Below are 21,811 nucleotides of genomic sequence, written 5' to 3' on the forward strand. Positions count from 1 at the left end.
TTCAATCATCCAATCCTTGGAGGATGGGAAGAAAACTGAATGTCATACTAAATCCTGTTATTAAAAACTGATTATTTATTTCCCCTTTTGCTTCTTGCATGAGTGCCTCGTCTCATAACTAGCCTGTACTCAAGGGATTTAGTATCAGCATTCATCCCATCGCTAAAAGCGAGGGAATTCTGCTGACACTAAGTTAAAAAGAATACACGGCCGTTTTGATATTTTGGTAGTTATCATCTAGGTCTGATTCTAGGAGAATAATCGCAGTAATTCTTCTAGTCATCTCGCTTACTTCCTGCACTTCTGCGATAGTTAATCCCCGTCCTAATAATTTTTCCTCGCGATAACTTAGCCATTTTTTAATGACTTGATAACCCCCGATGGTATATTCCCAAACCTGGGCCGGTATATTTTGCCAATAGGCTCGATCATTGAGATAAATATCATAGGTTTTGGTTCCTAATAATTTTCGCATTTCTGGACTAATTACGCTCATTTCTGCGGTTGTATATTGTCTGGCGATCGCTTTTCCTTTACCCGGCATTGTCACGCCATTTTTACCCCCGTGTCCCCAACCGACGTTAATAATTAAATCCCCCTTATCTGGGTTTAAATTTCCCCCATCAGTGCAGGAAATCAAGGCGATTTTTTGCAGTGCAGGGGTCGGTTTTTTGGTGACTCCTATAACGGGGTTTTCTGTGTCTAAAAGAGATGCGATCACTTGTCCTAGTTGGGCAGATTTAATTAATAATTCTTGGCTATTAGGAATGGGAATCCTTGGGAAGTCTTGACGAATACCATCGGCGTTTTCCCCAAGATACAAGGTAGAGTACCCAATCGCTAACGAGTGCAGCCAAATTAAGGAAGCATTCTCGATATTTTCATCAAGATTATTAATACCCAGTTGATTTAAGTATTGACGAGATTTTTCCGAGAGATTAGCTTTTATTGAAGGACTATTAAAGTTACCGGAATCGAATAATTTTCCTTGAGTATTATCTTCTGTATTCACCTTCTCTAAATTTTGACGTAATCGTATAGGAAAATAATAAGCATGACCTCTTTGAAAATCATTATCTCCTAACAATTGTGTATAACATATTGGTATTCCTTCAGGATTAGCAACTCCTGCTGGACGACTCATAAGAAATGAATTTCCTTCCCAACATTGTGACCATAAATCAGGTCTGGAACGATTCCATAAAGGACTAATCTTGCTGTAATAACACCATCTAACTTCAAAAGGTCGAATTAAATAGCGTATAATGTTATTTTGTTGAAAACCTTCTGATTTTTGAACTTTTAAGCGTACTTTTTTGGCTTCAAATCCACTAGCATCTTTCGTTAATCCAGTTTTTAATGTTTTAAGTTCTTCCCATGTTATCGAAGTATCATAATACATTTTAATTCTTTTTTCTAAACTTGATTTATCAATATCAATTAATGCTCCTCCCCTTTTTTCCATTAATCCATTGCTAGGTGGTTCTTTACATAAATCTGTTAACTTTGGCCATGCTAAATAGTGAGAGGAAACATCGGAGGGACGGAAAGAATAACGATTAGATTGTTCTGGGTTAGAGACTTGATAAAAAGCATCAAAATCTTGATTTTTTAAGCTTTCTAAAAGTTGTGACCTTCTTTCAACTGCTTTAGCTGCATCAATATCATCTCGAAATAAGACCTTAGTTCCTTGCTGAGAACTATTTTTCAACCAAAGAGAAATCACCACTCCCTGTTGAATTCCTGCTGAGAATCCAGGTATTGAGAAAATTGTCTCACTGGTTCTACCATCGGGTGCATATTCAGAAATTTTGCGATTTCCGTGCATATTTTCGATCCAGAACTTATTGAAATTCTTTAATAGATTCTGTCTCAAGACAACAAAAGAAGGTTCACTAACCCAAGAATAGTTAGAAACATAACAAACAACCCCTTTACCGGTATTTTCTGAAATACATCTTTCTGCTAAACGAAAAAAGCGCACATATAACTCATCCAAATTAAACTTTTTAATCCCCCAATCGGAGATTAAACCCTGTTTATACACTTCCACTAAACCCGCTTCTTCTGCGGGACTGGTTCCAGCAAAAGCATTGTAGGGAGGATTACCGAGAATAACTAAAATCGGTTTACCGCGCTTAACTTCATCGGCTGCCTCTCGTTCCTTATTTAACTCTGGAAAACTTAATTGTAGCTGTTGAATTTTCTGTTTACTTTCCTCATCGGGAGGTTGCCAACCGGTTAAAGCATTAGTCAGATAAATCCCGACTCGTTCACTATCTTCTATTAAAGGTACATCCAAACTTTGCAGGAATAAACCTAATTGTAGATGAGCGACGACAAAAGGAGCAGTTAAAATCTCGAAACCGAAAATTCTTTCTATGGCTGCTTTTTTCACCAAAGCCATGGCTAAAGCACCCGCGCCATTTTCCTGTAAAGTATCGGTAATATAGCGCAAAACCTCGACTAAATAAGCACCGGTTCCACAGCAAGGATCGAGAATATAAACATCGGGATTAGCTAAACCGTCCTCAATATTTAATTCTTCTCGTAAAACTCGATCGACTCGCGCTACCATATAGCGAACAATTTCCGGAGGAGTGTACCAAACTCCCAATTCTTTGCGTAAATCAGGATCAAAAGCTTGCAAAAATGGTTCATAGAAATACTGTACCGCTTGTCCCTCATCGAATTGACGAAAAAATTCCTCTCGTCGCACTCGATTTAAAGCTGCACCGGTCCAATTCAAAACTTCTACTAATCCCAAAGATTTTAACTTACTCGGCGCAGCGATCTGCTCGAATAGGATCGCTAACATGGGAACATGGAGATGGTGGGCTGCGGATTTCCAATCGAACTTATCCTCGCGATTGAGGTTTTCCTTGTGCCATAATACCCAAGCAGAAAATAAACCATAAAAGAGGGTTTGCACGAGGGTAGAACGAAAAAATTTATTTCCCTGTTCCTGTTCAAATTTGATACCTAGAGCATTTTCTAAAGCTTGACGAATATTGGCCAGAGCGGGAAGATCCGAATGATGTTCTAAGCGTGCTTTTGCGTCCCGCGCATAGGAAGCAAGAAACCAAGCAACATCGGCCGGTGAGGTGATAGGAGCCGCCTGTAAAAGCACTCTCTTTAGGTATTCTAAGAGGCTATCACCCTGTTCGGCGGCAAATTTGGATGGATTTGAGGTTTTAAGCCAAAACTCGGCTTCTGACGGGGCTAAACTATAGGCTTCTAATTCTACCGGTTGACCTTGGCTATTGCGACCGATGAGCAGAAAATCGCGATAATTGGTGACTAATACTTGACCGTATTTTTGCCAGTATTTTTGTACTTGCTCGCTGGCGGCGATTTTTTTGATATCTTCTTTGGTTCCCTTAATCTCGATCGCGCCTCTTTCGGGAAAAATCGCCGTAAAAGGTTCTAATTCTTGATTTTTGGGGAATTGATCGACGTTAAAAAGTCCCCCGTCCGGCAATCCCGCACCCTGATTTCTGAGGTTGATAATGCAGCGCACTCGCGGTTTTAGGGTTTTACCGATTTCGTTAAGGAGAGTTTCGAGAGTGCCGTAGTAGGAGGTTTCTTTTACTGCTGCTTGGGAGGAGTGGATTTCGTGCAGGTTGCGAAAATAATTGACGAGGGGATTCATAAAAACTGTGGTCTAGATAATTAAGGTTAATCTTATAAAATTTTGTTACAAGATTGAACATTTCTGCTTTGAACGGTTACAATTCCCATTGTAGGTAGCCGGTTATATTTAAATTAAAAATCGATTTTAGGTTCGATCCCCCCTGCCCCCCTTATTAAGGGGGGTGCTGATAGGCGGGGGCTCTGATAATTTTTAACGCCTACCTACTTAATTATTGATCTCTCTTGCTTAGAGGAAATTAAAGATGGCTGATTTTCTTGATTTCGTTGTTCGTGACAGTTTGCTCAATCCTCTTAAGTACCTAGGCAAAATTATTTACACATGACGATCATTGCCCCGTAAGGGTTTTAGCTCGATCGGGCAGGTAATTAATTTTGCATGACTACTTACTATCACGCTTTTATCTACAGATTTAGAACAAATTGACCAAGGAACAAGACATGGCATTGATGCTCAGATTGATGACACAGATCCTCTTGGGCGTAAAGGTGCGATTTTAGCTGAGTCGGCATCGAAGGAAACTTCTCCCTTAGGAGTCCTGAACTCTAACCCCTCCCCATCTACACTCTCCTCGGAGGCCCCCACAGTTCCAGTCTCCCCTGCTGCTAAGAGTTCCCCATTGTTTCCCGCTCCTCTTAGTATTAACTCTTCTGGTTATTCCACCAGTCCAACTTTAGGTCTTGCCTCTGTACCCAGCGCCGCTCCCGTCACCTCAGAGCTAAAACCGCCAGCAACTAGCACTCTTGCCCCTTATGCTCCCAATCAACTGATTCTCAAGTTTAAGCAGGGGATCACCAGCACCCAAGTTGCTCAGTTTCGGTCTCTCTTTGGTGCTGTCAGCACCCAGACGATTAAGCTAACGGGGGCAGAGATTTGGAAGTTATCCGGGTCGCTCTCTGTGGAGAAGATTCTGGCACAATATGGCTCCAATCCGATTTTTGAATACATTGAACCCGACTATATTCGGACGCTCGGCACAATTACTCCGAAGGCGACATTCCCCAATGACCCCAGTTTTAATCAACTTTGGGGATTGCATAACACTGGACAAAGTGGCGGTACTCCCGATGCGGATATTGATGCCCCTGAAGCTTGGGATATTCAAAAAGGCAATCCTAATTTAGTGATTGGGGTTATTGATACAGGGGTTGACTACAATCACCAAGACCTAGTTGGCAATATCTGGACAAACCCGGGGGAAATTGCCAACGACGGCATTGACAACGATGGCAATGGCTACGTTGATGACATTCGCGGTTGGGACTTTGCCTACAACGACAATAACCCCAGTGATGTTCAGGGTCACGGAACCCATGTGGCTGGAACCATTGCTGGCAAAGGTAACAATGGGGTCGGCGTGACGGGGGTGGCCTGGAATGCCAAAATCATGCCCCTGAAGTTTTTGAATGATCAAGGATCAGGCTCTACCTCCAATGCCATTAAGGCAATTAACTATGCGACGGCCAAAGGAGTTAAGCTCACCAATAATTCCTGGGGAGGTGGAGGCTATAGTCAAGCGCTCTACGATGCGATTAACGCGGCGGGTCAGGCGGGGGCTTTATTTATTGCGGCGGCTGGTAATAATGGTAACAATAATGATGCGAATCCTTTCTATCCCGCCAGCTACAACCTTGCCAACATTATTTCAGTTGCCGCTACCAATCGTAATGATCAACTGGTGACATTTGCTAACACTGGTGGTTGGTGGGGTTCAAACTATGGCTTAACCAGCGTAGATTTAGGCGCACCTGGTTCAGAGATTTACAGCACCACTCCCAACAATACCTATGCCACCTATTCAGGGACATCCATGGCAAGTCCCCATGTGGCAGGGGCGGCGGCTTTATTGTGGTCACAAAATCCTACCTGGACAGCCCAACAGGTGAAAAACACCTTAATGAACACGGGCGACCCCCTGGCATCCCTTGCCGGTAAAACGGTTTCTGGTAAGCGGCTCAATGTGTTTAAGGCTTTGGGAGGTACTAATCCTAATCCCCCAAACTTGCTTACTATGCAAAGATGGGCAACTGGTCAAGGTGGATTTTGGGATGCTCAAAAGTGGCTGGCGGGTGATTTTAATGGAGATGGCAAAGATGACGTAGCTAAAGCCTTTAATCAGGGTGGTCTAGGTAGTGTTGATGTTCATGTTTCTAATGGCAGCAGTTTCTCCATGCAGCGATGGGCAACTGGTCAAGGTGGGTTTTGGGATGCTCAAAAGTGGCTGGCGGGTGATTTTAATGGAGATGGCAAAGATGACGTAGCTAAAGCCTTTAATCAGGGTGGTCTAGGTAGTGTTGATGTTCATGTTTCTAATGGCAGCAGTTTCTCCATGCAGCGATGGGCAACTGGTCAAGGTGGGTTTTGGGATGCTCAAAAGTGGCTGGCGGGTGATTTTAATGGAGATGGCAAAGATGACGTAGCTAAAGCCTTTAATCAGGGTGGTCTAGGTAGTGTTGATGTTCATGTTTCTAATGGCAGCAGTTTCTCCATGCAGCGATGGGCAACTGGTCAAGGTGGGTTTTGGGATGCTCAAAAGTGGCTGGCGGGTGATTTTAATGGAGATGGGAAAGATGACGTAGCTAAAGTCTTTAATGATAATGGTCTAGCTAGTGTTGATGTTCATGTTTCTAATGGCAGCAGTTTCTCCATGCAGCGATGGGCGACTCGTCAAGGTGGGTTTTGGGATGCTCAACAGTGGGTAGTGGGTGATTTTAATGGAGATGGCAAAGATGATTTGGCTAAAGCTTTTACCGATGGTGGTCTAGCCAGCATTGATGTTCATCTGTCTACGGGGAGCGGCTTTGGTATGCAAAGATGGGCGACTCGTCAAGGTGGGTTTTGGGATGCTCAACAGTGGCTGGCGGGTAATTTTAATGGAGATGGCAAAGGTGATTTGGCTAAAGCCTTTAATGAGGGTGGTCTAGGTAGTGTTGATGTTCACACTTTAATTTAAATTTAGTGCGATCGCCTTTATGTGAACTGAAATTCCCAAAGGCGATCGCCTTACATGAAACAAAATTTTAAAATGCGATCGCCTAAAAAACCCTAATTGGGGGGAGCGTTGACATTATCTTAGTCTTAGGAGGTTTCTTTTACTGCTGGTTGGGAGGAGTGGATTTCGTGCAGGTTGCGAAAATAATTGACGAGGGGATTCATTAGACCTCTTGTGAAAACTAAAAATTGTTGTTAGGGTTAGGCTTCGGCCGTCAGGAGAATTAAGAATGAATAATAATCAATGTTAGGCGTTTGCTTACTGTCCCTCTCTACTCGCACTTAGAAATTAATCGAATGGACAGGGAGTAAGAGGCTCAGGATTATTCTTCCAAGAATACTCTCTACTCGCACTTAGAAGTTAATTGAATGGAAAGAGCTTCTACGGTACAGTGAAAGTTAACGTTACTGTTGGAAAAAACCTAATCCCATGAATCGTCGTGAATTTGTTGCCCTCGTTGGTGTTGGCGGAGCCATGGCCTGCGCCCCAGAAATACTAGGGACGGCTACCGACCAAGAGATGACCCCGGCCCAAGCGGCGGATGGCTTTGTGAAAGTGACAGGCATTACCCTCAAAGAATTGGAAGCCAAAGGCAGTTTTCTAGATAAAAAATCCCCGGTCGGCTCCTTGCTCCTGATCTGGGAGAAAAATACGAAAAAGATCAGTGCAGTAAACCCGACTTGTACCCATGAAGGCTGTACGGTGAAATGGAATACTGGCGCACAGATTTTAGCTTGTCCCTGCCATCCGGGAAAATTTACCGCCACTGGGGTGGTCACGAATAAACCCCCAAAACGCAATCTAAGCACCTATCAAGTCAAGGTCGAAAAAGACGTTATTTTTGTGAAAAAAGCTTAACGGGGTTGACGTAATACCATGCCTTTGGTGACACGGGTAGAATTAGTGACTCTCTACTCGCACTTAGAAATTAATTGAGTGGCATCGATACCAAATTAGGTTACACTTCATCTTAAGAAAGGCTGTCACCAGAGATGGTATATTTTGGCCATAGTATAGCTCGCTAGTTTAGATTTGTTCAATTGGAGAAATAAGATTAGATAAAATTTCGTTCCATTTTAATTTATGAATAGTTTGTAATTCCGAATCTATTTCAATCAGATGGGAATAGCTATTGACAAATTCTTCTGGAGATGATATCAGTCTCAGATAATATTTAATTGTCGGTATAATACCATTGGTAATTATTTGACAACCATGGTTGTTTTTGATAATTTGAATCTCGGACATGATTAACTCCACTTCTGTGGGTTTAACATCAAACGATGATAGGATATAATATCTTCTCGGATTAAATTTAATAATTTTATCTTTGGCAATTCGGAGAATTTGTAAATCAATGTACTTACCATGCTTAATTTCAATAACTTCTACTAATTGTTTATTTTTATCAAAAATCTCAATATCTCCTGCACTACCAGAAGTTAGATCAGAAGCTGTGTGACTGCCTAGGGGTTTTAATGTGCAGGATTTGTATCTTTCTACTTCTATAATTAACCTTTGATAAATTGCATATAGTGCTAAAACAGGTAATTTGGAAGCTCCGCGAGTTTGATAATTGAAACTAAAATGATTTTCTAGGCAACTGCTCAAAGTGTTGATATCAAAAGGTTCAGGATTATCTATCTTCAAAATTTTAATCTTTTGGGTCTGGATAATCTGATTAACTTGATGAAGTAAAAGCCTTAAAATAACTTCAGCTTGTTGAGGATTAGTTTCAATAAAATCAATTAAACCCAGAAAAGCATCTTTGGTTTTTTGATTACTAATTTTACCTTGATAATCTAAAGTATAGGGAAAGGGTTGTTCTAAAGAACGAGTTAGCCAGCCACTTTCTGCCATAGCTGGTAATCCCAATTGTTTCAAGGTGGGAGTAATATACTGAGTATCAATAGTTCTTCCTGAAAATCCTCCAGGTAAATTAGTTTGATGGTATCTAATATCTTGATTAGGATAGATAATTTTATGAACTAATAAAGTTATTAAAACCGTATAAACTGCCTTTTGTTTTGAGCAATTAGTAGCAATTTGTTGGATATAGTTTTGATAGGGTTGAGGGGGCAGTGGTTGCCGATCATCTAAATTTAAGGATTGGTCATAAATTTCTAATAACTTTTCTTTATGGTTCATAAAATCTAATCCGATAATTTCCAATTGAATATTCTGACGAGAAAGAGAAAACTCCTTTAAGGATACTCTAGAATTGGTTTCAGAAATATGTTTCTTAATGGCAATAGCCAACTCTTGAATCATGGGAATACAAACCGAATTACCCACCTGTTTATAAGACTCAGCTAAGTTAGGATGAATTTGAAAACTATCGGGAAACTTCATCAGTCGATAGCATTCTTGGATAGTTAATTTACGCACCTGATCTTGTTCGGGTATATAAATAAAAAAACGTCCAGATGTTTCCTGAGATGGTATAGTAGGATGTACTCCATCGATCGAATAAATTCGGTTAGGTTGATGATGAACCCGGGATAAATGTTCTGTATTTGGTCTGATACCTTTTTTCCAGATAGTTTTATTGCGATAACCGACAAAAATTAATCCTGATGGTTGTAAGGTAGGATTATCAATGAGAGTATATTCTTTTTTATCTAAGTATTCAAAATTGCCTTGAGGAGACAGAAAATCGCGTAACTTAGGTATTGGTGAAGTATATTTTAATGAGTTGAAATTAAATTTTTTATTTTGGGTAGCAATAATAATAATTCTTTCTCGATTTTGCGGCACACCAAAATCCTTGGCATTTAAGAGCTTATAATCAACTAAATAACCCAGTTCTTCCAAAGAATGCAAAATAATATCTAAGTTTTTGCCTTTGTCGAGGTGAATTAGGTGTTTAACATTTTCCAGAAGAATTATTTTCGGCTTTTTTAATTCTACTATTTCGCAGATGTGAAAAAATAGAGTTCCCCTTGTATCTCTAAATCCGGCTCGTTTTCCAGAAATGCTAAAGGGTTGACAGGGAAATCCTGCTGTCAACACTTCAAAATCAGGCAGGTCATGGATAGCAATTTTTCTAATATCTTGATCGGGAATTTCTTGAAAATTATTGAAATATACTTTTCGACAGTTTTCGTCTATTTCACAAGAATATACACAGTCATAACCAACGCTCTCGAAAGCTAATCTAAATCCTCCAATACCAGCAAAAAGATCGATAAATCTGAGTTTTTCGTTTGTCATTGCCAAATTATGACATCAAAGAAATTAATCAATGGGTGCGTTAACCAAGAGTAACGCACCCCGAGGAAATTACACCGAAGTTAAGGTTTTCTCCGCGCTAATTTGCGCTTCGGGACTATCCGCTTCCGAGGGAGGGACCACTTGCCAGAATTGACCGAGATAGCTATCCCAATTAGCTAAAATTAACTTACCTTTGGGGCTATTAGTGCGTTCTACATGGGCCTCAATTAAAGATTTTAACTGTTCCGCACCGGCAGCCGTGCCAACCCGTTGAATCTTGACAATTTCGGGGTTGAGTTTCTCCGGTAGGGACGGATCAAGGATATAAGCTAATCCTCCCGTCATCCCGGCGCCGACGTTGCGACCGACGGAACCAAGCACGACAATTACCCCCCCGGTCATATATTCACAGAGGTGGTCCCCGGCCCCTTCGATAACCGCTTTTGCAGTGGAATTGCGGACAGCAAAACGTTCACCAGCGCGACCATTAGCGTATAACACCCCACCGGTGGCCCCGTAGAGACAGGTATTACCGATGATAGCGTTATCTTCGGGCTGATAATTGGCGTTTTGGGGCGGTAAGATGACAATTTCGCCGCCGTAGATGCCTTTACCCACATAATCGTTAGCTTCTCCCTCTAAATGGAGATTGACACCGGGTAAATTAAATGCTCCGAAACTTTGACCAGCTGCGCCCTGGAAATTGAGCTTAATTTCGCCTTCAAAGCCATCATTACCGTATTTTTGGGCAATTACCCCCGCAATTCTCGCCCCCACGGAGCGATCGGTATTGACAATCCTGTAGGTTTTGCTGACGGTTCCCTGTTGCTCGATCGCCTGTTTAATCTCGCTATCGGCTAGAATATCGTCATCGAGGACAGCACCGTTACTATGTACTTCCTCGTGCTGCAACCAAGAGCGATCGCTACGGCCATCGGGTAAATTCAACAAACAATCGAGATTGAGGGATTCTGTCTTAGTTAAACGAGCATCGGAGCGCACTTTTAACAGATCTGCCCGGCCAATCACCTCATTTAAACTGTGATAGCCTAATTTCGCCAATAATTGCCGCGTTTCCTCGGCCACCAAAGTAAAGAAATTGACCACATGAGCGGGAATTCCTGGAAAACGAGCGCGCAGACGTTCCTGTTGGGTAGCGACTCCCACAGGGCAATTATTCGTGTGACAGACGCGGGCCATGATGCACCCCTCGGCAATCATGGAAATGGAACCAAAACCGAATTCCTCCGCACCCATGAGAGCAGCCATGAGGATATCCCAACCGGTTTTTAGTCCCCCATCTGCACGCAAAATCACCCGATGACGCAGTTGATTTTCCATTAACATCCGATGCACTTCCGTTACTCCCAATTCCCAGGGACTACCCGCGTGTTTAATCGAACTTAGGGGTGATGCACCTGTACCACCATCGTGTCCGGAAATCTGGATAATATCAGCGTTAGCTTTGGCAACTCCGGCCGCAATTGTGCCGATACCGATCTCGGCCACTAATTTGACGGAAACTTTGGCCCGGGGGTTAATTTGGTGTAAATCGTAGATTAATTGCGCTAAATCTTCGATCGAGTAGATATCGTGGTGAGGAGGGGGAGAAATCAAGGTAACACCCGGTTTTGATCGCCGTAACATGGCAATATAGGGACTGACTTTTTTCCCAGGTAATTGACCTCCTTCTCCCGGTTTTGCTCCTTGGGCCATTTTAATCTCTAGCTGTTTTCCACTCATTAAGTATTCGGGAGTGACTCCAAAACGTCCCGAAGCTATCTGTTTAATGGCAGAATTAGCCGTATCACCGTTTTTTAAGCCGTTTAGGTGAGGCATGGTCACGGAATGTCCTTCTTCATCCACATCGCTTAAGCTGGTGTAGCGGATCGGATCTTCTCCCCCTTCTCCGGAATTGGACTTACCTCCGATGCGATTCATGGCGATCGCTAGGGTTTCGTGTGCTTCCCGGCCCAAGGCACCGAGGGACATTCCCCCTGTGCAGAAGCGTTGCAGGATACTTTCGATCGATTCTACTGCTTCGATGGCAATTGAGGCTCGATCGCTGTTAAATTCTAATAAATCGCGCAATGCAGTAACGGGTCTTTGCTGCAAGATTTGGCGATAGGTTTCGTAATGGTCATATCCTTCACCTTGGGAGTGAGCAGCCACTGCTTTATGGAGTGCTTTCGCCATTTCCGGGGAATTCATGTGGTATTCTCCCCCCGGACGGTAGTTGACAAAACCGTAGTTTTCTAGTTTTTTAGCGGTAAGATTGGGGAAAGCTTTACTGTGGAATGCGATCGCTTCTTGGGCTACTTCAGCAATGCTTAAACCCCCGACGCGACTGGTAGTACCGTTAAAAGCTAGTTTAACTAAATCTGCCGATAATCCGATCGCCTCGAAAATTTGCGCCCCATGGTAGGAAGATAGGAGAGAAATACCCATTTTCGAGAGGATTTTCAGTAATCCTGCTTCTACGGATTTGCGGTAATTAATTAGAGCTTTTTCGAGGCTAATAGCTTCTAATTTGCCGTTTTCCATCAATTTCTGCGTTCTTGGCTCGATCCACCACTGGGCGATCGTTTCTAGGGCCAGATAGGGACAAACTGCGGAAGCACCATAACCAATTAGACAAGCGAAGTGATGGGTACTCCAACATTGGGCCGTGTCGATAACGATCGAAGCTTTTAAACGCAAGTGTGAGCGAATCAGGTGATGATGGACGGCACCAACAGCTAATAAAGGGGGAATATAGCTAGTTTTTTCGTCAATAGGAGCAGTCCTGTCACTGAGAATTAAAATTTCTGCTCCCGATTCTACTTTCTTGGCAGCCTCAGCGCACAAATTAGCGATCGCATCTTCTAATCCCCTGGTCCGGTGGTCAGATCATAAAGGGTAGAAAGTTCGGCTGTTTTGTAGCTAGAGGTTTTAACTTTGGCTAATTCCGCATTATTGAGCAGGGGAGAGTCTAATTTCAGTAAATGTGCGTCATCAACCCCCAATTTCAGGATATTACCCCGTCGTCCCAGATACATAGTCAAGGACATGACTAAACTTTCCCGTAAAGGATCGATGGGAGGGTTAGTAACTTGGGCAAAACGTTGTTTAAAGTAATCGTAGAGAAGATGGGGTTTACTGGAGAGGACTGCTAGGGGAGTGTCATCACCCATACAGAAAGTCGGTTCTTTTCCCTGTTCTGCCATGGGAACGATAATCAGATCCACATCTTCGGATGTGTAACCGAAAGCGGTTTGCAGGGGAAGGAGATGACTGGGAGCGGGAATATCTATCGCTGTTTCTTTGTCAATAAAGGTGCGTTGGGATTTCACCCATTCACCGTAGGGATTAGAGCGGGCAATTTCCTGTTTAATCGGCCAATTACGCTTAATTTCGCCTTTTTCTAGGTCAACTGCGATCATTTGACCAGGGCCGAGACGACCTTTTTCGATAATGGTGGTTTCATCGAGGGGAATAGTTCCCGCTTCCGAGGAAACGACGATATAACCGTTGTTAGTAATGCTATAACGGGCCGGTCGCAAACCGTTGCGATCTAAACAAGCACCGACGATTCCCCCGTCACTGAATACCAGTAAAGCTGGACCGTCCCAGGGTTCCTGTAAACCGCTATAGTATTCGTAGAAGTCGATAATTTCGGGATAATCCTGTAAATCCGGCTGATTATTGTAGGCCTCCGGCACTAGGATCATAGCCGCTTCTAGGGGACTGCGACCGGTTCTCACCAATAATTCTAGGGCGCTATCGAGGTTATAGGAGTCGCTGTTAGCGGGGTTAACAATGGGGGTCAGGGATTGTAATTCTTCGTGGGTCCAACCTTGGGTTTCTAAAGCGGGTTCCCGGGCCGACATCCAGTTAATATTGCCCAAAAGGGTGTTAATTTCGCCGTTATGACCCAATAAGCGCATCGGTTGAGCGAGAGGCCATTTCGGTTGGGTATTGGTGCTAAAACGTCGGTGATAAATAGCAAATTGACTGCTATAGGCTGGATTTTGCAGGTCTAGATAGAATTCTCGCAGGATTTCGCCCCGTACCATGCCTTTATAGACAATGGTGCGACAGGAAAAGGAGCAGAAATAGAAATCATCGGCCAGTTGCTTACCGACTTCAGAACGGGCAATATAGAGTAGGCGATCGAATTGAGAACCGGCTAAATCGGGGGAAGTAACCAGAATTTGCTCGACGTAGGGTTGATTTTCCCTTGCTTGTCTTCCGAGGATTTGGGGAAGGACGGGAACAGTGCGCCAACCTAAAATCTTAATATTATATTTATTGACAATTTCCTCAATGTGTGCTTTAGCCTCGGCTCGTTCTTGGTCCGCTTGGGGAAGAAAGACCATACCCACCCCTAGGCGCTCAGATTCTGGCATATTTAAGCCATTTTCGGCGAACCAAGGAGCGAGGACATCTCTGGGGATAGCGGTCATCATACCGGAACCGTCACCGGAATCCTGATCGGCGCTGCAGCCTCCCCGGTGTTCCAAACAACCTAAGGCTAAAAGTGCCTGTTCGATCAGTTGATGGCTACCAGAACCGCGTACATCGGCAATAAAACCGACTCCGCAAGCGTCCCGTTCTTCTACGAGCCATCGGGGACCCCAATAGGGATCGATTTGGTGTATATTGTCGGTTTTTAGGTTATTTTGTTGCGCCATAGAATTTATCCTTAGGGTCGTTGTCTAGAAGGGTGAGATAGCTGGTCTGCTGAAAGGGTCAATCTAGAATAGAATTTTTTTTGATCTTGCCGTTTCGATTGTCGCTGATTTTTCCTAATTTTTGCCTGTTGCCATCTTTATCTTGGCCAGTCTGAGGAATCACAGGTGATCTACCATGATATAGTAGCTCTCAGGAATTGTCATCGAAAATCCCCTGGATGGGGTGAAACATCCTGTTAGGTGCTTATTTTGGCAGAATATTGTCGGATTATAAGTATTATTGGAGCAATGGGGTCAAATTCAGGACAAGACTTTCCCTAAAGAGGCAGGTAAATCGGCTAATTTTTCCACCACTGTCACCCCAGCTTCTTGAAAATGACGTAAGCTATCTTTTCTGGTATTCTTAGCGGCAACAGAGTAGGAAAGTTGGTTAGAAATAATTGTTTCTGTATCGCCGAAATTGGTTTCAATCGCTGCATTTAACCCCACAAGATAGGCAATCACCGGTTTTTCGATCGCCGAGGCAATATATTTGGCTGCCTCGATTTCGGCCTTTCCTCCCACCTGACTGACGAGGAGAATTGCCTCGGTATTGTCATCTTCCTCGAAAACCTGCAACCATTGGGACAAATTGGAGCCAATAATGCCGTCAGTACCCAAATTTACCGCCATAGATTCACCATAACCGGCCGCTGTTAAAGTTTTCGCCACTTCATCCCCTATGCGATCGCCGCGGGTGATCAGACCGATTGTCCCCGATTGATAAAAACTGGGTTCACAAATACCCAACCAAAGATAATTGGGAATAATTACACCCTGGCTGCCAGGTCCGAGAATTAATGTCCCGGTGGTACTAGCTATCTTTAATAATTCCACCAGATCCAAGGGGGGAACTCCGGGGGTGACGATAATTAATTGGGGAATGGCTGCTGCGATCGCTTCTAAGGCCGCATCTAGGACTTGATTGGGGGGGACTAAAATTAAACTGGTCTTGATTTCCCCTGCTTCAGCAACGGCCTCGGCCACTAGATCAAACACTGGTATCTCTGCGATTATCTCACCACCGTGGCCACTAGCCACCCCCGCTACTAAACAGGTTCCCTGGGTTTTCAATCTTGCCGCATAATATTTGCCTAGGGGTCGATCGATCCCTTGCATAATTATCTGATCCTTATCTGTCCATTTCATATATTAAGTGTTGGGAGTTGTTTCAGTTAAGTAGGTAGGCGTTAAAAGTTGTCAGATCCCCCCGCCTATCGGCACCCCCCTTATCAAGGGGGGCAGGGGGGATCGAACCTAAAATCCATTTTTAATTTAATTATAACCAGCTACTTAAAAGTAAACAGTAATCAGTAATCGGTGAGACACTGTTGATGGTAGTTTTTTTCAGTGGTCAGTAAACAGTAAACAGCAATCAGCTTCTGAAGGCGAGAGTCAAAGGTTTTAGATTCGTCCCTTGTGAACTGAAAACTCACATCTGATCAGTGATCACTGATCACTGATTCTAGGCTAATTTAATGGCTGCAGTGACCACCTCTTCTAAAGACTCTAACCAATGAAAGTTAACATCAGCTAAACTCTGACTGAGATCGATCGCTTGGTTGTCAGCTAGGACGCGAAAAATTATTTGTGGTAGGGTGGGATTGAGAAAAGATCGAGGTTGCAAGGTTTGTCTTTCCTGTCGGGTGGCCCGGATCGTTCGTTCGCCGCTGCCCCGGCTGGGTGATAATGGGCTATAACTGCGGTAGTAATTACTAATAGTCTCGATCGCTTTTTGGCCAAAGTCGGGATAACTGATAATATCAACGATAATCACTTTTAAATCGGCCAATAGTTGGAATTGTTGCAGACCGGACTCTATTTGCTCGTTTAATTGCTCTAATTCTAGTCTTTCCTCCAGTATAAGCCAGGCTGCTAGTTTTGCTCCCTTGCTGGCTAAGGCATCCCAGACAGTGGACATCAAACCCTGGCCATTGCTGATCATCGCTATTCGGCCAGTTTGATCAATTATCGACCAAGGGGATTGTAATTGGGGTGGGGTCAAGGCCAGAAGATCGAGATGTCTGGCTAAAGCGGCATCATTAACAGTTATTTTGCCATCTAGGGCCATCACTTCCCCAGTTTCGTTGATACCCAGGGGATTAATCTCGATAATATCGAGATCTTTGCTGACAAAGAGACTATACATTTTTTCGAGAATTTGACTGATAGACTCGATCAAAGACCCTCTTAAACCCATAGATACGGCTAATTGCCGACAGAGATAGGGGGAAAATCTCTCTTCAATGACCACTTTTTGCATGGTTGCCAGTAAACTGTCCACATCCATCCCCCCTTGACTCGCACCCAGTAAAACCGGTCTTTGCAGATGATAATCGAGTAAAATGGCTAAAAATATCTCTTGTTGCGGATTATACCGGGCTTCTGCTAGAATTACCTCTGGATATTCTCCGGCGATCGGTAAATGAAAGATAGCATGGGCAGCAGCGATCGCATCAATGGTATTAGCGACAAATTTCACCCCCCCTGCTTTTCCCCGTCCTCCCGCTCGTACCTGGGACTTCAGCACGATGGGGTAGGGAATGTTTAATCTTTTTAGTCCCCCCGGTTCGTGGATTGGTTGGGAAGGTAAAATGGGGATACCTACCTGAGCAAATATTTCCTTGGCTTGGTATTCGAGTAAATCCATAATTGATTAGTTGATAAAGTGGCGGTTCTCTCTTTGCTCGTTTCGGTAGCTGGGGGACTATGAAGATTATTCTAGCAACAGCATCCGGTTCGCGGGTGATGGGGGAGAATATTCTTGGTTTATAGGGATGGAGGACTGGTCGTGACGGCAATCTCGATCGCAAAACTTAAAATTAATTCGATCGGGTGATTTTTTTTTGATAGGATTGAACCTATAATTCTCCCATAAATAGTTATTGTTCCCCATTAACCGTGCCAAACTAAGAACTGCGGACAAATCAAGAGTTTTGGCGTTTCAATAGACCAAATAAACTAATAACTGGCAGTTAGTCGGAAATATCAGTTATTTTTTGCTAAAATTCTCCTTTTTCCCGCATTTTCTTGCTTGGAAACAAACTTTTTTCCGCTTTCGTCTTTATCTTTAATTCGCTCCCACTAGGAAACTCAAGGGTAAGATGCTAAATTTTCAAAAGCAGGGTCGTCATCATCCTCTGACCCTATTCACAATGCTTTTAAGTGCTTCTTTCGTTGTGGTCTCCCTTTCCTTGACTCCTGCGATCGCACGTCAATTCGCCCCAATTAACCCAATTAAACCAATTCCTTTGGGGAATGACCGATTAATTCCTGCTGGGACGGACATCCCTGTAAAATACGAGCAAGGGGAAAAAATTCTTTTAACCAAACAAGAAACTTTTTCTTTATCACTGACCGTTACCGATAATATCAAAAATTCCCAAGGACAGACAATTATTCCCGATGGTAGTCAGATTATCGGAGAAATTAAACCCGATGGTCAAGGTTCGCGTTTTCTATCCCAAAAAATCTTTTTAAAAACCCGTCAACCCCAAGAAAAATCTATTGATGCTATTTCGGCAGTTTTCACTCGTCTAGAAAGGATAATTAAAGGAGTTAACCCCGACAAAATTATTCAGGGTGCAGTATTAGGAAAATCCGCCGCTTCTGTCCTCGCTTCTTTTACTTCTGACCAACCGGTTAGCGAGGGATTATTACGAGGAGGAGGATTAGAAGTATTAGCTGGGTGGTTATTACGAGGAGAATCGGTGGAATTATTGTCAATTAACCCGAAGGAGGATTTAAAATTAACCCTTCGTTCTGATTTTACCGGTCAGTAAGCTTAAAAAAATCTGGTGTGTTAGTTATTAATCTAACACACCTGCTATCAAGACTAAGCGGCGTTTTGCCGATACCATTCAATGGTTTTTTGCAAACCTTCTTTAAATTCCATTTGAGCAACAAAACCGAATTTTTCCTGAGCGCGGGTTGTATCTAAACAGCGTCGCGGTTGACCATTCGGTTTATCTATTTCCCAAACAATTTCGCCATCAAAACCCATTAAATCACAGATTAATTCCACTAAATCTTTGATAGAAATCTCATAATTTGTACCAAGATTAACCGGGTCTGATTCATTATAGAATTGACTGGCCATGACAATGCCTCGCGCTGCATCGGTGGAGTAGAGAAACTCCCGGGTTGGACTACCATCTCCCCAGACAGGAAGTTGTTTATCCCCCCGTTGTTGTGCCTCATAAACCTTGCGAATTAAAGCAGGAATTACATGGGAACTACCCGGATCAAAATTATCCTCTGGCCCGTATAAATTCACCGGTAAAAGATAAATTCCGTTGAAACCATACTGCAAACGATAGGACTCTAATTGTACCAATAAAGCCTTTTTAGCGATACCATAAGGCGCATTGGTTTCTTCGGGATATCCTGACCATAAATCGTCTTCATGGAAAGGTACTGGAGTAAATTTTGGATAGGCACAAATTGTCCCCACACAGACAAATTTTTGCACTCCTGCTAGATAGGCAGCGTGAATTAATTGGGTTCCCATCATCAAATTATCATAGAATAATTCGGCAGGTTTTTCCCGATTGAGACCGATACCTCCCACATGGGCAGCCAAATGGATAATTAAATCTTCTTGGTCGGCTAAACGTTGACAGTTTTCCCAAACTCTTAAATCACAATCTTTGGACCGAGGAATTGTAATTTTTGCGGGATTTGCCCCCGCTGCAATTAATTGATTAACTACTTGCCGACCTAAAAATCCAGCCCCCCCGGTGACGACGATTCTCTGTTCGCTTAAATTCAGCATATTTTCACCTCTTTAATCCACAGTTGTCATCGAACGATTGCGAAGATAAGCCAAATCTTTTAATAACTGTTGGCTATCACCACCGTTATTAAGATTAATCCCCAAAGCCGCTAAATCCGCATCTACCATTAATTTTACCAGTCCCTCGAACGTCACCGAAGGCTGCCAGCCTAATTTCTCTCTGGCTTTTGTGGAATCTCCTATCAATAAATCCACTTCCGCTGGACGCAAATAACGTTGATCAAACTCCACATAATCCTGCCAATTTAAATTAACGTATTGGAAAGAAATATCGAGAAACTCCCGGATAGAATAGGTTTCATTGGTCGCCACCACATAATCATCCGGTTCTTCCTGTTGTAACATTAACCACATCGCCCGCACATAGTCCTTAGCATAACCCCAATCCCGTTTAGAATCGAGATTTCCTAGATAGAGTTTTTTCTGTTGTCCGGCAATAATTCGGGCCAAAGCGCGGGTAATTTTGCGCGTGACAAAAGTTTCTCCACGCCGGGGGGATTCATGGTTAAATAAAATGCCGTTACAGGCAAATAAGTCGTAGGATTCCCGATAGTTGATTGTTTGCCAGTGACCGTAAACTTTCGCACAAGCGTAGGGACTGCGGGGATAAAATGGCGTGGTTTCTTTTTGGGGAACTTCCATGACTTTCCCGAACATTTCCGAGGAACCTGCTTGATAGAAACGCACTTCGATGCCAGTTCTTTTTTGGTAATCCCGAATTGCTTCTAGTAGTCTTAAGACACCCACACCGACAGCATCAACGGTGTATTCTGGGGCATCAAAACTAACCCGAACGTGGGATTGGGCCCCTAAATTATACACTTCTACCGGTTGCACTTGTTCGAGGATACGCCGCAGGGTCGTCCCGTCGGTGAGGTCGCCATAATGAAGAAATAATTTAGCATCGGGCTGGTGGGGGTCAATGTAGATATGATCGATGCGATCGGTGTTAAAAGTTGAGGTACGACGGATGATACCGTGGACTTCATAGCCTTTTTCTAATAATAATTCGCTCAGATAGGAACCATCTTGACCGGTGATGCCGGTAATTAGGGCGCGTTTCGGTTGAGTCATCAGTAATTTACCTAATGGGAAAGAATAAAGACCAGGGCAGGGTCTGACTGCTTATAGCACACTTTAGCCCCTCATGACAAGTTTGGCTAGGTTGACCGGGGACAAAAAGATGAATTGATTTTTTATCTGGGCTGCATAGATTCTAAATGGTTCTGACAATTTTCTCGGAATTTTCTGACTTGAAATTCCTTGACTTTGAGTAATTGATAATTATCTTTTCCCATGGCTAGAGAAAATTTGGCTTCGGTCTCATCAAGTAAATTTTTGGAGATAGCTTTCCACTGTTCTTGCGTTTGCCAATGGACAACGATAATTAATTCTTCCTCGATGGCGGGATTAATCCAAAGCTCCTTACCTAAAAAACCAGGTTGTTTTGCTAAAAACTTTGTCCAAATTTCTTGATCTTTTTGGATAAATTTTTCCCTCGCTTCGGGGTTAACTTGAAATTCTAACCACTCAATGACCATAGTAATTATCTCCTATTTTTTGGCTTTCATCAAGAATTCTTCTGTGAGTTTCATAAAAGCTTTGGAACCACTAGAAGAGGGCATGGCTGCCACCGCAGGCACGAACATATCCACGGCTTTAGCTACATTAACATCCATAGGAATCGCATTAGCAAAAATTTGATGGGATTGAAAATCCTGTTGTACCCGGCGCATGACTTGATTATAGTAGCGACTAAGTAAACCACCACCGGAAAGAATAAAAACTATACCGAGTAAACCGGGGTTAATCGGTGCGGTTTCTTGATGACTAGCTTTCAGTTTAACTATTCTTCTTTCTAATAGCTGAATGCCGACAATTGATAAAGGTTCTGGACGGGCAGGTAGTAAATAAAAATGACTGCTACAGAGACCACTACGAGTTAAAAGATTATAGCCCGGAGCGCAGTCCATGATAATATAATCGTAACGGTCTTGAATGGGATCAATGATTTTTTGAATTAAGACTCTTTCTAGGTTATTCCAAGCATGATCAAAGCCTAAATCTTCCTGTAAAATTGCTTGATGGTGCAGGGTTTCTGAGACGACATATTCATCATATAGTTCGATGTCTCCCGGCAGTAGATCTAAGCCTTTAATTTCACAGACTGAAGGGACAATAATATCATCAATAGTTAATTTATTGTAGGGATTGGGTTTGATAATTGCTTCTAATAAATAGCTTAAAGTGCGTTTTTTGCGACGCAGTTGAGCGAATTCGTGGGGGACATTAAACTAAGAGTCGCACTGATTTGAGCGTCTAAATCGAGGACAAGGACTCGTTTTTGCTGAAATTTAGCTAAACAGGTGGCAAGGTTGACGGTAAGGGTAGTTTTTCCTACTCCTCCTTTCATATTAACGGTGCTGATGACAGTGGCCATTATGGGA

10 protein-coding genes and 2 pseudogenes are annotated in these 21,811 nt (G+C 43.0%); 3 read left to right on the plus strand and 9 right to left on the minus strand.

Annotated elements, in window-relative coordinates; translation table 11 throughout:
• Nucleotides 1–193: 193 nt before the first annotated feature.
• Nucleotides 194–3,652, minus strand: coding sequence for a type ISP restriction/modification enzyme (locus tag VL20_RS21810; protein WP_052277781.1), 3,459 nt, complete (start codon nucleotides 3,650–3,652; stop codon nucleotides 194–196).
• A 619-nt stretch (nucleotides 3,653–4,271) separates the two neighbouring features.
• Between VL20_RS21810 and VL20_RS33155 the strand changes: the two genes are divergently transcribed.
• Complete coding sequence (locus tag VL20_RS33155) at nucleotides 4,272–6,605, plus strand: S8 family serine peptidase (protein WP_284525883.1); 2,334 nt, start codon at nucleotides 4,272–4,274, stop codon at nucleotides 6,603–6,605.
• Between the two features lie 468 nt (nucleotides 6,606–7,073).
• Complete coding sequence (locus VL20_RS21820; protein ID WP_052277782.1) at nucleotides 7,074–7,502, plus strand: QcrA and Rieske domain-containing protein; 429 nt, start codon at nucleotides 7,074–7,076, stop codon at nucleotides 7,500–7,502.
• Nucleotides 7,503–7,670: 168 nt separating this feature from the next.
• On the opposite strand, the gene VL20_RS21825 is transcribed toward VL20_RS21820, so the two are convergent.
• The 4 genes and pseudogenes from VL20_RS21825 to VL20_RS21840 all read right to left on the minus strand — a co-directional run bounded on the left by VL20_RS21825 (nucleotide 7,671) and on the right by VL20_RS21840 (nucleotide 17,219).
• Nucleotides 7,671–9,857, minus strand: a complete 2,187-nt coding sequence (locus VL20_RS21825) for a DNA cytosine methyltransferase (protein WP_052277783.1) — start codon at nucleotides 9,855–9,857, stop codon at nucleotides 7,671–7,673.
• 69 nt (nucleotides 9,858–9,926) lie between these two features.
• A pseudogene (gltB, locus tag VL20_RS21830) lies at nucleotides 9,927–14,530 on the minus strand (glutamate synthase large subunit).
• 300 nt (nucleotides 14,531–14,830) lie between these two features.
• Nucleotides 14,831–15,718, minus strand: coding sequence for a succinate--CoA ligase subunit alpha (locus VL20_RS21835; protein WP_052277784.1), 888 nt, complete (start codon nucleotides 15,716–15,718; stop codon nucleotides 14,831–14,833).
• Between the two features lie 316 nt (nucleotides 15,719–16,034).
• Entirely contained in the window at nucleotides 16,035–17,219 is a 1,185-nt protein-coding gene (locus tag VL20_RS21840) for an ATP-grasp domain-containing protein (protein ID WP_052277785.1), read from the minus strand.
• 454 nt (nucleotides 17,220–17,673) lie between these two features.
• Here VL20_RS21840 and VL20_RS21845 point away from each other — a divergent pair, with 454 nt between their 5' ends.
• A complete protein-coding gene (locus VL20_RS21845; RefSeq protein WP_052277786.1) occupies nucleotides 17,674–18,351 on the plus strand; it encodes a hypothetical protein in 678 nt (225 codons plus the stop codon).
• Between the two features lie 53 nt (nucleotides 18,352–18,404).
• Here VL20_RS21845 and VL20_RS21850 read toward each other — a convergent pair whose 3' ends face one another.
• The 4 genes and pseudogenes from VL20_RS21850 to VL20_RS21865 form a co-directional block, all read right to left on the minus strand.
• Nucleotides 18,405–19,343 carry a GDP-L-fucose synthase family protein gene (locus VL20_RS21850; RefSeq protein ID WP_002786067.1) on the minus strand — a complete coding sequence of 313 codons (939 nt, stop codon included), beginning with the start codon at nucleotides 19,341–19,343 and terminating at the stop codon, nucleotides 18,405–18,407.
• A gap of 12 nt (nucleotides 19,344–19,355) precedes the next feature.
• Entirely contained in the window at nucleotides 19,356–20,438 is a 1,083-nt protein-coding gene (gene gmd, locus VL20_RS21855) for a GDP-mannose 4,6-dehydratase (protein WP_002786066.1), read from the minus strand.
• Between the two features lie 122 nt (nucleotides 20,439–20,560).
• On the minus strand, nucleotides 20,561–20,905 hold the full coding sequence (locus VL20_RS21860) for a TIGR03792 family protein (RefSeq protein WP_002769020.1): 345 nt from the start codon (nucleotides 20,903–20,905) through the stop codon (nucleotides 20,561–20,563).
• 12 nt (nucleotides 20,906–20,917) lie between these two features.
• Nucleotides 20,918–21,804, minus strand: a pseudogene (locus tag VL20_RS21865) (ParA family protein).
• Between the last annotated feature and the right edge of the window lie 7 nt (nucleotides 21,805–21,811).

Origin of the sequence: Microcystis panniformis FACHB-1757, assembly GCF_001264245.1 — a bacterium.
In the GTDB taxonomy this organism is placed as follows: Bacteria; Cyanobacteriota; Cyanobacteriia; order Cyanobacteriales; family Microcystaceae; genus Microcystis; species Microcystis panniformis.